This window comes from Sphingomonas sp. IC081, from assembly GCF_006874585.1.
Lineage (GTDB): Bacteria > Pseudomonadota > Alphaproteobacteria > Sphingomonadales > Sphingomonadaceae > Novosphingobium.
Genome location: NZ_CP029762.1, coordinates 784,153 through 797,421, shown reverse-complemented (window position 1 = coordinate 797,421; position 13,269 = coordinate 784,153). Strand labels below are relative to the sequence as shown.

At 66.4% G+C, this 13,269-nt stretch carries 11 protein-coding genes; 6 read left to right on the top strand and 5 right to left on the bottom strand.

Annotation, left to right across the window (positions count from 1 at the left end; genetic code table 11):
* Nucleotides 1–16: 16 nt before the first annotated feature.
* Both DM450_RS21660 and DM450_RS21655 read right to left on the bottom strand, forming a co-directional pair.
* Nucleotides 17–928: a 3'-5' exonuclease gene (locus tag DM450_RS21660; RefSeq protein WP_142639028.1), complete on the bottom strand. Its 912-nt coding sequence runs from the start codon at nucleotides 926–928 to the stop codon at nucleotides 17–19.
* A gap of 76 nt (nucleotides 929–1,004) precedes the next feature.
* A complete protein-coding gene (locus DM450_RS21655) occupies nucleotides 1,005–1,673 on the bottom strand; it encodes an NUDIX hydrolase (protein ID WP_142639026.1) in 669 nt (222 codons plus the stop codon).
* A gap of 72 nt (nucleotides 1,674–1,745) precedes the next feature.
* On the opposite strand from DM450_RS21655, the gene DM450_RS21650 reads away from it, so the two are divergent.
* From DM450_RS21650 to DM450_RS21625, 6 genes are all read left to right on the top strand, one after another.
* Complete coding sequence (locus DM450_RS21650) at nucleotides 1,746–2,645, top strand: hypothetical protein (protein WP_142639024.1); 900 nt, start codon at nucleotides 1,746–1,748, stop codon at nucleotides 2,643–2,645.
* Between the two features lies 1 nt (nucleotide 2,646).
* The gene (locus tag DM450_RS21645; RefSeq protein ID WP_142639022.1) at nucleotides 2,647–3,846 is read left to right on the top strand and encodes an adenylosuccinate synthetase; all 1,200 of its coding nucleotides are present in this window, start codon (nucleotides 2,647–2,649) and stop codon (nucleotides 3,844–3,846) included.
* Nucleotides 3,847–3,859: 13 nt separating this feature from the next.
* Nucleotides 3,860–4,432, top strand: a complete 573-nt coding sequence (locus tag DM450_RS21640; RefSeq protein WP_142639019.1) for a cysteine hydrolase family protein — start codon at nucleotides 3,860–3,862, stop codon at nucleotides 4,430–4,432.
* 168 nt (nucleotides 4,433–4,600) lie between these two features.
* Nucleotides 4,601–6,058, top strand: a complete 1,458-nt coding sequence (locus DM450_RS21635) for a Wadjet anti-phage system protein JetA family protein (RefSeq protein ID WP_142639017.1) — start codon at nucleotides 4,601–4,603, stop codon at nucleotides 6,056–6,058.
* On the top strand, nucleotides 6,055–6,753 hold the full coding sequence (locus tag DM450_RS21630) for a DUF4194 domain-containing protein (RefSeq protein ID WP_142639015.1): 699 nt from the start codon (nucleotides 6,055–6,057) through the stop codon (nucleotides 6,751–6,753). Before DM450_RS21635 ends, DM450_RS21630 begins: the two co-directional genes overlap by 4 nt.
* Complete coding sequence (locus tag DM450_RS21625) at nucleotides 6,750–10,205, top strand: SbcC/MukB-like Walker B domain-containing protein (RefSeq protein ID WP_142639013.1); 3,456 nt, start codon at nucleotides 6,750–6,752, stop codon at nucleotides 10,203–10,205. Before DM450_RS21630 ends, DM450_RS21625 begins: the two co-directional genes overlap by 4 nt.
* A 16-nt stretch (nucleotides 10,206–10,221) precedes the next feature.
* On the opposite strand, the gene DM450_RS21620 is transcribed toward DM450_RS21625, so the two are convergent.
* The 3 genes from DM450_RS21620 to DM450_RS21610 all read right to left on the bottom strand — a co-directional run bounded on the left by DM450_RS21620 (nucleotide 10,222) and on the right by DM450_RS21610 (nucleotide 12,995).
* Nucleotides 10,222–11,142 carry a LysR family transcriptional regulator gene (locus DM450_RS21620; RefSeq protein ID WP_142639011.1) on the bottom strand — a complete coding sequence of 307 codons (921 nt, stop codon included), beginning with the start codon at nucleotides 11,140–11,142 and terminating at the stop codon, nucleotides 10,222–10,224.
* 397 nt (nucleotides 11,143–11,539) lie between these two features.
* A complete protein-coding gene (locus DM450_RS21615; RefSeq protein ID WP_242526485.1) occupies nucleotides 11,540–12,475 on the bottom strand; it encodes a DUF4198 domain-containing protein in 936 nt (311 codons plus the stop codon).
* Between the two features lie 13 nt (nucleotides 12,476–12,488).
* Nucleotides 12,489–12,995 carry a DUF2271 domain-containing protein gene (locus DM450_RS21610; protein WP_142639009.1) on the bottom strand — a complete coding sequence of 169 codons (507 nt, stop codon included), beginning with the start codon at nucleotides 12,993–12,995 and terminating at the stop codon, nucleotides 12,489–12,491.
* Between the last annotated feature and the right edge of the window lie 274 nt (nucleotides 12,996–13,269).

Sequence of the window (13,269 nt, the reverse complement as noted above, 5' to 3'; positions counted from 1 at the left end):
CCCCCCCCCCCCCCGGTCAAAAGCCCTTGTAGCGGTCGCAAGCGGTGACCGGGTGCAGCGCCGGGCTGCCGTGGCCGGTGTAGACCTCGGTCTTCAGCCATAGTTCCTCGGTCTCGCGCTCGGCTTCGGGAATTTCCTTCGACCAGAAGCGCATGATAGCATTCCAGCGGTAGCCGCGGGCCTTGAGCAGGTCCTTGGCGCCGAATGGGGCATCCACTGCATTGACGCGACAGCCCGGCTGCTCGGAGCGGGCGATGAGTTCCGCCATCACCGTGCGGCCGTCCGGCAGGCCGTGGGCCAGCAGGTAGATCAGCGCGAGGATGTCGTTCTCGGCCCGGTGGCCTTCGTAGAACCAGCCGCATTGCGAGACGAGGTACGCCAGTGCCCGCCCGTCGAAACCGAGTTCCAGCCAGTCGGGTTCGGCCATCGAACAGGCCCAGGCCTTGTCGGCGATGGCAGGCAGACGCCTGTCGACAAAGGGCCGGTCGAATGCGGCATTGTGGGCAACGATGAGGTCTGCCGAGGCCAGGATGTCAATGGCAGCCGCTTCGTCGATCGCCTGTCCGTCGAGCATGGCATTGGTGAGCCCGGTCAGCTTGGTGATGCGCGGATCGAGCACGCGCTCGGGGTCCTCGCGCCAGACGCGGGGCTGTCCGACCTGTACGATGCGTCCGGCCTCATCGTAGCGGAAACGCTGGACGGCGAGTTCGATGATGCGGTCCGCCTCATGGTCGAGCCCGGTCGTCTCGACGTCGAGGGCAACGCCGATGCGGCCCTCGCTGCCGGGGCGCGGCACGTGGAAGCGCGCAATCGGGCGCAGCTTGCGCAGCACGCGGTAGTCCTCGCAGGTGGCGAGAAAGTCGGCCGCGCGGGCAAGATCGTGGGCGGATGCCGCGCGGGGGGCTGCGGCTTGGGGGGAAGCAGGCATTGGAACAATCGATAGCGGCCCGCGCCGGTCAGGAAAAGGTGGCAGCAGCGCAGGGCGCGTCGGGGGGCGGTAGCGGTTACATCCGGCGGTCGAACACCGCGTGACCCGCTTTCAGCCGATAGAGCAGGGAGGGCCTATTGGCGCCGGGCTCGCGGCGTTTGGCGCCGCTTTCCTCGATGAAACCACGCTCCATCACCTTGCGGCGGAAGGCATCGATGTTGAGCGCTTCGCCAAGCGCGATCTCGTAGACCGTGTGCAACTCGGCGAGGGTGAACTCCGCCTCCAGAAAACGCGCGGGCAGGTCGGAATAGGCGCCCTTGCCGCGCAGCCGCGCCAGCGCGGCGGCGAGGATCGTGTCATGGTCGAACGGCATGCCGCCCGCCTCGTTCGCAGGCACCAGTTCGAGGCCGGGGACCTCCAGCGCCGGTTGCAGCGCGGCGAGCGGCGAAAGCGAGAAATAGGCGACGCTGGCAGACCAGCCGCGCGGATCGCGATTGGGACCGGAAAAGGTGGATAGCTGCTCCACGTAGAGTGCGCTGAGCCCGGCCTTGGCGGCCAGCACGCGGCGGGCGCTATCGCCGAGATGGCGGTCCTCGTCGGTGTGGACGTAACCGCCGATCAGCGCCGCGCGGCCCGCGAACGGGGCCTCGGGACGCACTGCGCGCAGCACGCAGAGACGGCCATTTGCGAGTGTCAGGGGCACGACGTCGACAGTCAGGATCGGTCGATCAGATTGATTGTTCATAAACTGCATATTGCATCTTATAAATTAAAATGCAAAATGACGTTTATTGAGTCGGAAGATGGAGACCAAGCGATGGGACATGGCAACTGGAGCGCGCGGGATTGGGATGCCTATGCTGCCGGATCGATCCACGGGCGGAGCCGCCGCGAACTGTTCGGCGCGCTGGGCATGGACAAGGCTTACGATCCCGCCCGCGTGACCTTGCGGGAATCGCGCGACAGCGGGCAAAACCCGGAAGCGACGCCGATCATCATCGGCGTCGACGTCACCGGATCGATGGGCATGCTCGCCGAGGAACTGGTCGTGCGCGGTCTCAATGAAACGTTCACCGCGCTGATGGACCGCCGCCCGGTAAGTGATCCGCACGTCATGGCCATGGCGATCGGCGATGCCTATTGCGACCGGGCGCCACTGCAGGTCACCCAGTTCGAGGCTGACTTGCGCATCGTCGAGCAGCTCCGCCAGCTCTGGCTGGAAGGCGGCGGGGGTGGCAACGACGGCGAGAGTTATTGCCTTGCCCATGCCTTTGCCGGATTGAAGACGGTGCATGACGCGCAGCAAAGACGCGGTCGCAAGGGTTTCCTGTTCACGGTGGGTGACGAGCCGGTGCTTGACGGGATCGAGCGTGACCAATTGGTACGGGTCCTGGGTCTTGATGCAAGGCGCGGCATTTCCGGGCGCGAGGCGGTGCGGTTGGCGAGCGCTGGATACGAGGTGTTTCACATCATCGTCGACGGCAGCTACGCGGCGCGTAACATGGCCAAGGTCAGGGCGTCCTGGGAAGCGATCCTGCCGGAGCGGGTGATCCACTTAAAGGACCCCACGCGGCTGGCGGAAACCATTGTCGCCACCATCGAGGCGGCGAGTGGTCGTCCTCGCCGCGCTGCCGGAGGCTTGGCCGCGCTGCTGCCGGAGCCGCTGCGGCGGTTTGCCGAAGGCGGGCTTGGCGGCCGCGGATGGGGGAGCGAGTGACATGCGCGCGCAGGCGGTGATCGGCGCCAGCTACGGTGACGAGGGCAAGGGGCGCACGGTCGACTGGCTCGCTGCCTCGCTTGGCCCGGAGGTGGTCGTGGTGCGCAGCAATGGCGGTGCGCAGGCCGGGCACACGGTCGAGACCGGCGGGCAGCGGCACGTGTTCCACCATATCGGCTCGGCGGCATTTCGCGGCGCGGCCACGCATTTCTCTCGCTTCATGGTGTCGCACCCGATCCTGCTCGCCGAGGAGTGCGCGGCGCTGGGCGCCAAGGGCCTCGCACCCCTTATCACCGCCGATCCGCGCGGCTGGGTGACGACGCCCTGGGACATGATGGTCAACCAGGCGGCCGAACTGGCGCGCGGCAAGAGGCGGCACGGCAGCTGCGGCCTCGGGTTCGGGGAGACGGTGGGGCGCTGCCAGCAGACGGCCTTTGCACTCACTGTCGCCGATCTGTGGAGCGCGGATCTGCGCGGCAAATTGCACGCGATCCGGAGTGCATGGTTGGGCGCTCGGGCAGCCGAACTGGGCCTCGATCCGCATGGCGGCCCGCTGGAACATGCATCGGCGGATGGCGTGCTGGAGCGTTTCCTGGACCAATGCGCCGCCTTCCGCTCACGCGTGGAACTCTCCGGTGATGCCGTGCTCGGCAGGCAGGGGACGGTGATCTTCGAGGCGGCGCAGGGGCTGCTGCTCGATCAGGGAGCCGAGGGGTTCCCCTTTGTTACCCGCTCCAGCACGGGGCTGGCCAATATCGCCGCGATTGCCGGCGAGGCGGGGATTTCCGCGCTCGAGGTGACTTACGCCACGCGTTGCTATCTGACCCGGCACGGGCGCGGGCCGATGGAGGATGAACGTGCCATCGATGGGTGGTTCGTGGTGGAGGATGCCACCAACCATGCCAACCCCTGGCAGGAGACGCTGCGGTTCGGCTTGCTCTGCCCCGAACGGCTGGGCGAACGCATTGCCGCCGATCTCGGGCTGGGTCGCGGCCTGGGCGGGGAACTGGCGATCACCGCTTCGCTGGCCCTGACCTGCCTTGATCAGGCGCGGGGCGGGTGTCTCGCCTGGCTTGAGCAGGGCACGGTTGTCACTGGGGATGCCGATGCACTTGCGGCAAAACTGGTGGCGGCGGCGGGCTTGCCGCTTGCCGTGCAGTTCGCCTCGCCTAACAATGATTTCACAGCCCAATACCGATGAAGGACCATCCGCCATGCGCAGTTTCGTAATCGTCGTCGACATGCAGCGCGATTTTGTCGAAGCCTCTGGCGCGCTGCCGGTGCCGGATGCCGAGGCCATCGTAGCGCCCATGCAGCAATGGCTTGCCGCGCTGACGCCTGCGGAAACGGCCGGCGTGCTGCTGACCTTCGACACGCATGATCCGGTGACTTATGCCGCCTCCAGCGAGGCCCGGCAGTTTCCGATCCACTGCGACAAGGCGACGCCGGGCTGGCAGAGCGTGCTCGACATTGCCGCCGTGGATGCGGGCATTCCTGTCTATACGCTCGACAAGGGGGTGTTCGACATGTGGGCGGAGCCCGGCCTGGAACTGGTGACGGAACAGGGCACGCGCATAGAGCGGGACCTGTTTTTCGGGACCTTGGTGGCATCGGGGATCGACAGCGTCACGGTCGTCGGTGTCGCCGCCGACTTTTGCGTGCGCTGGGCGGTAGAGGGGCTGGTCACGCGCGGGTTTGCAGTTGCAGTGCCAAGGGCGCTGACGCGCGGGATCGTCAGCGGTGTCGATGCCGTGTTTGCGCAAAACCCCGAGGTGGCGGTGGTGTAGGAGCGGACATCCGCCGGGTGGCGTTGCGTGCGGAACGGGTCGCCGCATCCCTGTTGATCGCCCTGTTTACAGTCTGCTCCATGCAGTTGCCGTGGCTGCCGCGCGCTCCTATGTGCCGCCCCCTTGCGCCGACCCGCTGATTCTCGCGGAGGCGATCATGGGATTTCGATGCAGAGCGGCGGTACTGGAGAAAATGGGCAGGAAAAGCGGGATGCGCTGTTCGGGCACCTGCCGCCCAGCCTTTTCGGGGTGCTGTCCTCGCCCGCGCGGCGTGACTATGCGCGCCTGATCCTCTGGGTCTACCGCGCGTTCTTCGGCGAGAACTACGCCGACCAGGTCCGCAAGGATGATCTTGTCGCCTTCATCGCCACCCAGATCGACCGGCTTTCCGACATTGCCGAGGACTTTTCGTCCGATGCCGCCAATGCCGATGCCAGCCAGAATCCGCACAACGTCTACCTCCGGCTGAAGCAGGCAGGCTGGCTGGTCGAGCATTCGCGCGGCTATGTGCAGATGGTCGATCTCGACGCCTCGGTCTCGATGCTGCTCGAAACGCTGAGCGCGATCGAGGAGGGCGAGGCGGTCCACTTCGGCGGGACCATCGCCGCGCTCGAAAGCGTGATCGAGCGGCTGGGCGACAATCCGCTCGACAAGGCATCCTCGCTGGCGGACGCGGCCTTGCGTGCGCGGCGGTTCCAGCAGCACCTTTCGGCGATCATCGGCAATTTGCGCGCGCACGAGCAGCGCATTGTTTCCGACCCGCAGCCCACGCGCATCCTGGCCAGTTTCTTCCACTTCGTGGAGGACGTGCTGATCTCGGATTACCGGGTCATCAAGACCACCAACAATCCGTTCCGCCACCGTAACCGGATCATCCAGATGATATCCGACTACGAGCATGATCCTGCCGTGGTGACGGCCTTTGCGCAGGGCTACGTGGCGCAGGGGCTGGCGGGAAGCCACGAGGCGGCGCTGTCGAAGGTCCGGCAGCATCTGGCGCAAGTGAAGCGGATCTTCGATGCGGCGGAGGAACGGCTCGACGATATCGACGCCTTCCGCAGCCGCCTCGAACAGCGGATTGCCCGCACCGTCAGCTACATGAACGAGGTCGATGGTTCGAGCCTGCTTCGGGTCACGCACCTGCTGCGCGATGTGGCCGCCGTGCCCTGCGACTGGGAGGAGCCTGTCGAGGTTCCGTCCGAACTCACCGATCCGGTACGGCACTGGGGGCCGGAAAGCCTTGCCTCGCCGACGATGCGGCGGCCGATCGCGGCGCCCAGCCCGGTGCGCCGGGCCGAGGTCGATCCTGCGCTTATTGCCTACGACCAGTCGCAGAAGGTCTATCTGCTGCAACTGGCGGTCACGCCGCAGAAGATCGCTGATTACATCGAGCGCAATCTGGGCGCGCGCGAGGGGCTGGATGCGGGCCAGTTCCGTATCGACAGCCCCGAGCAGGCGTTGCTGCTGCAAGGCGCCCGCCAGCTCGACATGTTTGGCAACAAGGAACTGCTGCGGCGCTTCCGCGTGGTCCACGATCCGGGCCGCGTCGTCGAGACTGACTGGTCGGCCTTTTCCGCCTTCCGCATCGAACGCATTTCCCCCGATTACCCGAGTGCAGAACAATGACCGCCGCCACGCTGTACGACCTTGAAGAGCTGCTGGAACGCCCGCAGAACCGCGATGTCTCCAAGGAGATGATGGTGCGCGCGGCGGATCGCCTGCTCGCCCAGCAATGCCTGTTCCGCGACGATTACAATGCCGCTGGCACCTACGACCTCGTCGTGCGCCACGCGGCCTATTTTCGCGGGCTGTTCGATGCGCTCGGGCGCGATCTGGTGATCCGGGCCGATGAGATGATGATCGAGCTGCGCCCGCAGGAGAGCCTTTCGCGCACCGTGCTTTCGGTCGACGAGACGATCGTGCTGCTGGCTTTGCGCGCCACGTTCGAACAGGGCGTGCTGACGATGAGCCAGGAGGAATTCGGCCACATCGAGACGACCTCGATGGAAGTGATGGAGCGCTATGACCAGTGGGTCGCCCGGCCGCGTCCGCCATGGGCGCGCGTGCGCAAGATCCTAGACGCGTTCCGCCGCCGCCGCTTCATCGATCTGGGCGACGAGATCGCGCTGGAAAACGGCGTCGGCATCACCATCCGTCCCTCGATCCGCAGCGTGACCGGCGATGCCTGGCAGACCCGCATCGAGGAATGGATCGCCGCGACGCAGGCAAGGCTCGCCGCCGAGGCGCAAGGGCAATTGCCCGGGAGCCATGCGGAAGAAGCAGCCCCGATTGAAGCGCGCGAACAGGAGATTGCGGAATGATCAAGCTCAGCCGCATCAACCTGATCAACTGGTACACCTTCGAACGCCTGTCGATCGACCTGAGGGGCAGCACCTCGCTGATCGGCCCCAACGGCGCGGGCAAGTCGTCGATTCTCGACGCGATCCAGGTCGTGCTGACCGGCAACAACCGCAACTACTTCCAGCTCAACGCCAGCGCCAATGTCACGGCCGGGCAGACGCGCAAGGTGGGCGAGAACCGCTCGGTCTTCGACTACTGCCTGGGCCGCGTGGCGGGCGAGACGCTGCGCTCCAACTGCATCAGCTACGTCTCGCTGGTGTTCGAGCGCGAGCACGACGGCAAGTGCTGGACCGTGGGCATCGGCATGAGCGCGGTCGATGGCGAGCAGAACGAGGAAGTGCTCGGCGCCTTCATCGCCCCCGACCAGTCGCTGCGCGACAGCGACTTTCTGGAGGACGTGGACGGTGCGCCCTACGTCCTGCCCTGGGGCGAACTAACGGCGCGGCTGCGCAAGGTTCCCGGCTTCGAGAACCTTGGCCACCGGCCCACCCACTTCACCCGCCGTGTGCTCACGGTACTGGGCGGCAAGGGGCATCACGCGGACCCGGAAAAGTTCCTCAAGACGCTGAAGAACGGCTTGCGCATCCGCGAGATGAAGTCGGCCACCGAATTCGTGCGCGAATTCCTGCTCGATCCCGCCGGGCTCGATGTGGAGGCGCTGCGCAAGTCGGTCTCGACGTGGCGCGGGCTGCTCAAGAAGATCGAGGACCTCGAAGTCCAGAAGCAGCAGGTCGGCGAGGCGATTGCCGCCTACCGTGAATTGGCCGACAAGACTTCCGAGGAAACCCGGCTGCGCTGGGTGGCCGGCAAGGCCGAGCGTGACCGGCTGGAAGAGCACTTGCGCCTCGTCACTATCCAGCACGAGAGCAAGCTGGAGGAACAGGCGCTGGCCGACCGCCGCCTGACCCGCACGCGCGAGGCCATTGCCCGTGTGACCGAGGAAATCCGCGAGATCTCGCGCGCGCTGGAAAACGACACGCGCGAACAGGCGATCCGCGAGTTCCGCGACCTCAACCTGCCCATCGCCCAGCGCGCCCATGCCGAGGCGGACAAGGACTATCAGGCCTATTTCGCCGCCATCGGCGGCGCGGCGGGCCTCGCCGACCGGCTGGTGCTGACGTACGGCGAGGGCGAATATCTGCGCGCGAAGGAAGCGCTGGAGGCGCTGCGCAGCCGGGTTGCGGGCGAGGCCGGGCTTGCCGCGCGCGATATCGACCAGATCGTTACCCGCCTTGTCGATCCGCTGGCGCGCTATGTGGCCAAAGCGCAGGACGCGCGCGAGGGCCATCTCCGGACCGGCGCCACGCTGCGCGGCCAGCTCCGCGAGAACCGCGAGCAGTTGCAGACCCTCGCCCGCGGGGGTGCGCTGGTCGAGGGCCCCACGGCGCGGCTGATCGACTATCTTGAAGCGCACGGCATTGCCGCAAGGCCGATTGCCGAACTGGTTGAGGTGACCAACGAGCGCTGGGTTGATGCGGCCGAAACGCTACTGGGCGCCGCGCGCGATGCGCTGGTGGTCGAGCCGCGTCAGGCGCAGGAAGCCATCGCCCTGCTGCGCCGCCAGCGCCGCGACTATCCCGGCACCCAGATCGTCAACACGACGAAGACGGGCGAGGGCACGCAAAGCGCCACGGCGGGCAGCCTTGCCGACGTGATCGAGACGGACAATCCCCACGCGCGGGCCTTCATCAACCGCCGCCTCAACACCGTGCGCCGGGTCGAGACCGAGCAGGACCTGTTGCGGCACGACCGCGCCGTCACCCCGGATTGCCTCTTCGCCTCGGGCGGCTCGATCGAGAACCGCCGCCCCGCGCAGGTCCATCGGCTGGGCAAGGAAGCCAGCCGCAAGAACATCCCGGTGCTGGAAGAACTGGTCGCCGGGCAGGAGCGCTCGCTCGCCAGCAGCGAAGCGCAGGCAGGTGCGCTGAAGGCGCTGGTCGAGGACATCCAGCGTTTCCTCGATGTCGCCGGAAGCCGCAGCCTCGACGACCTCGAACGCGCCCGCCAGAGCACGGCTGAAAGCGTCGCCCAGATCCGCGACAATATCCGCACCCTCGAAGGCGAGCGCCCGGTCGAGATCCGCGAGCGGCTGGTCGGCCTCAGGGCGGACCTTGCCGAATACGAGGAGGAACTGAAGAACGATGAGAAGGCGCAGCGCGTCTCCGGCCACCTCGTCGGCAGCGCCGCCGAAAAGCTCGCGGTCGCGCGGGACGAGTTCGCCAAGGCCGAAGCGATGTTTGCCGAACGCGATGTCCTTGCCGCCGCCGAGCGGGAAGCCGCGCTGAGGGACTTCGATTTCCTGCTGGCCGAACATGGCAAGGTGCTGCCCGCCCTGCGTAACGCCGCGCAAGATCAGGCCGCCAAGGCCCGCACGCGGGTCAACCAGCTGCTGGGACAGGCGCCGCAAAAGGCCTATGCCTATGCCCACGATGCCGGGATCGCCGGACAGTTCGACCGCGAGGCCGGGCCCGAGGCGCAGCTGGCATGGCTGGAAGGCCAGCAGGCTTCCATCGTCAACAATACGCTGAGCGAATACCGCGATCAGGCGCAGGAAGCGCGGACCTCGATCGAGACCTCGCTGAAGACCGACATGCTGGTCAAGCTGCACGACCGGATCGAGGGCGCCAAGCGGCAGATTCGCACGCTCAACCGCAGCCTGCAACTGCGGCCGTTCCACGGCGAACTCTACCGCATCGAGGTGAAGCCGGACCGCTTCTATGCCGAGATCGTCGAGATCGCGCGGCGGGTGCAGCTCAACAGCATCGACGTCGGCGCGCTGTTCGAGGAGGGCGGCGCCACGTCGGGTCTCGAACCCAGCCTGATGAAGGGCGTCGAGCGCATCAAGCGCATGATCGACGAGGGCGAGAACGTCGAGCAGATCAGCGACTATCGCAACTATCTGCAATTCGAACTGGTGACGACGACGCTCGACGGCCAGCGCGTGACTTCGGACTATGCCAAGCGGCAGGGCAGTGGTTCGGGCGGCGAGAAGCAGGTGCCGTTCTACATCGCCATGGCCTGCGCGATGTCGAGCGTGTGCCATTCCACCGAGGACAATCGCGACAACCTTGGCCTTGGCATCATCCTGTTCGACGAGGCGTTCAACGCGCTCGACGGCGGTAACGTCAATTCATGCCTGGCGCTGCTGCGCGAGTTCAACCTCCAGGTCTTCGCCTGCGCGCCGATCGAGAAGCTGGGCGTGTTCATGGAGCAGATGGACACGGTGCTTTCCGTACGCCGCGTCGGCACCACGACGATGCTTTACGCCGACTATCTCAAGGACGAGGGGCGTACCAAGTTCCGGGAGGCCAACCCGGCAAACGAGCCGTTCGACCTGTTCAAGCAGCGCTTCGAGGAGGACCGGGCCGAAACGGGTGACGTTCGAAATGCGGAGCCGCAAGTCGTGACGTGATCCGAGGCCGCACCCTTCAACGGGTTGCGAGCGGCGGGGCTTCCAGCGTGAAGAACGGCTGATCGGCATAATGGTCGATGAAGGCGCGCAGCGCCGCCGACATGCCGAGGCGCGTGGCGAAGACCATGTGCAGCACGGCGGCGGCAGTGTGCCATTGCGGCAGGACCCGTTCGAGGCGGCCGGCAGCAACGTCCTGCCGGCAGGCGCGTTCGTGCAGCAGGGCGACGCCAAGGCCTTCGAGCGCGGCGTCACGCACGATGCTGGAATCGTTGCTGCAAAGGCGCGGATGATGGAGGATGCGCCGCTGCTCGCCCTCGTCGTCGACCAGCTCCCAGCGGTGCTGCTCGGCATGTTCGCCGACGGAGAGGGTGGGCATCTTTGCCAGCATGTTGATCGAGACCGGTGCGGTGAGATCGGCGAGGAAGCGCGGGCTTGCCACCAGGATGCGCTGGCCGCGGCCTAGCTGGCGCATCGTCAGCGACAGGTCGGTTTCCTTTTCCAGTTCGACCCGCAAGGCGATGTCATAGCCTTCGCCGATGATGTCCACCCGGCGGCTGGTGAGGTGCATGTCGACCCGCACTTGCGGATAGCGGGTGAGGAACGAGGCCAGGCCCTCGGCCCCGAGGAAGCGGGACAGTCCGGGCGGGCAGGCGATGCGCAGTAGCCCGCTGACATCCTCGCGCGAGCGCTGGGCCACTGCGCGCGTGGCGGCGAGCCCTTCCTCGATGATCTCGCACTGGCGGTAGACTTCGAGCCCGACATCGGTGACGCGCACGCTGCGGGTGGAGCGTTCGAGCAGGCGTGCGCCAAGATCGCGTTCCAGCTTCGCCACCCGTTTCGACAGCTTGCCGCGCGCGTCGCCGGTGACGCGCTCCGCCGCCGAAAATCCACCGTGACGGACCACCATCGCGAAGCTGCGCAAGTCCTCGAGATCCATCCGGCGTCATTCCCTGTGCGGTTGTTGCCATTGCCTTGATTGTATCCCTTGGAGATACAGAATATTTCCCCAGGGAAACATGGTAATGCGCAGATTCCTGTAAGATTGCCCGTGGATTATGAGATTTTCAAGGGATTTTACGTCTCGCGGCGGTGTGCTAGACGGCGTCTTGCCTGATGTTTTTCAAGGTATTGTTTCCCGTCCGGTCACAATGATGTCTTTTCCAAAGGCCTGAGCGCTATAGCCGGTTTGCTGCGGCTTCGTCACGTGCGTTGCGCGGGCAACGCCATGATGTCTGCGCAAGGGGCACGCACGAAGAAGGCCGGCAGACGAGGTCTCGATCGGGACCTCGTCTGCCGGCCGTTCTCGCCTTCCGGGCGGCGGATGTCGGCCGGATTTACGGCGTCATCACTTCCAGCGTGGCGGCATAGGACATCTTGCGGGCCTCCGCGCGCTTGTCGCTCGGGCGCTTGTCCTGGGCCTCGGCGCTGATCCAGTACAGCCCGGCGCTTGGCCAGTTGATCGTCACGACGCCGTCGGCGCCGGTGGTGAGTTCGGTTTCACCCGTCTCTTCACGGTAGCGCACACCGCCGGCGATGACGGTGACCTTGACCCCGGCCGCCGGCTTGCCGTCGATCAGGAAGCGGAACTGCGCCACTTCGCCCGCCGCCACCGAGTTGGGGTGGGTGATCGGGACGAATTCCAGTCCGGTGCCGGTGGGCTTGAACACCGTGTCCGTCGGTGCGCCCGCCGTGACGAAGGTTTCGGTCTTGGAGATGTTCTCTGTCAGGTGGATGTCGGTCGCGTTGGCGGGGATGTCCTGCAGCGCAACCGGCGGCAGGCGGCGTTCGCCGCCGGGGCCCCCTGGGCCACCGGGGCCTCCCGGACCGCCGGGGCCGGCCATTCCTTCAGGGGCGCCAGCCGGGCGCGGCGGACCACCGCGGCCGCCGACGCGGCGCTCCACGCCGTCCAGCATGAAGGTGCCGCTCACCTGCGTCTGGCCGCTCGAAATCTTCCAGGTACCTTCCTGGTCGATCTTGAGGTCAAACACCGAGCGGAACCGCCCCTGGACCGCGTTGTAGGGCTCGGCGGGCGTGCCATCGGGACGGGTGGCGGTGATCGAGGCGAGCTGGATCGGTCGGTGGTCCATCGAGAAGACGTGGTCCGATCCGGCGGCGTCGAAGGTTACCACGCCGCTGGTTCCGGCGAGGCTGGTGGTCGAAGGCAGGATGAACGGGCTGTCCGCCTGCGCGGAAGGCGCGCCAATTGCGGCGAGCATGGGGCCTGCGAGCAGGGCGGCGGATCGGCGCCAGCGGCGAAGGGGCGAAATCATGGTCCTGGCTTCCTCAGCGGGTGGAGACGGTGACGGCGCCCAGTTCGGTCTTGCCGCTGGCCCGGCCGCCGCTCTTGGGTACGGTGATCGGCACCGAGACGAGTTCGCGCCCGCCGTGTTCGCGCGCAGCCTCGACGTTGAATACGTAATTGCCGGGGGCGAGGTCCTTGGGCAGCGGAATGGTGTACGTTCCGGGGCTGCGCGTCGCGCCGCTGATGCCGTCGGCGGGAAGGCGCATCGAGCGTCCGCCCTTGCGCCACCACGAACGCAGGTCGGTGAGCCACTTGGTGCCCGCCTCGTTGCCGCCGCGCTTGGCTACCTCGTACCACACAAAGACCGAGCGGATCTGGCCATTGCCGCCCACCGGCTCCAGCCAGCCTGCGACATAGGGCTTCTTGTATTCGGCGACAGGCACGCGCGGCAAGGTGACGGTGACACTGGCGGCGGACGCTGGGCTGGCGAGCGGGGTGACAGGGGCGACAAGCGCGCCGGTCAGCAATGCAAACTTGGCGTGACGCATCGGAATTACGCTTCCCTTCGTGAATGCAATGATCACCGGGACAGCGTCATCCCGAAGCGCCGCCATGCGCTGCGCCGCCCCTTTCGAGCTCCCCCGGTGCGAAAGGCCGTGCAGGCCCTCTGTTCCGTCGATTACGGCGATTGCGTAGCATTTGCAATAAAGGCACCATGGGTGGACCCGTAATAAATGGTATCAGCGCCATACCGCGCGGTGGTGAGATGGGCTCATCGTTCTGTTGAACGGAACGGTCCGGTCCGGCAGCGAAAAACATCGC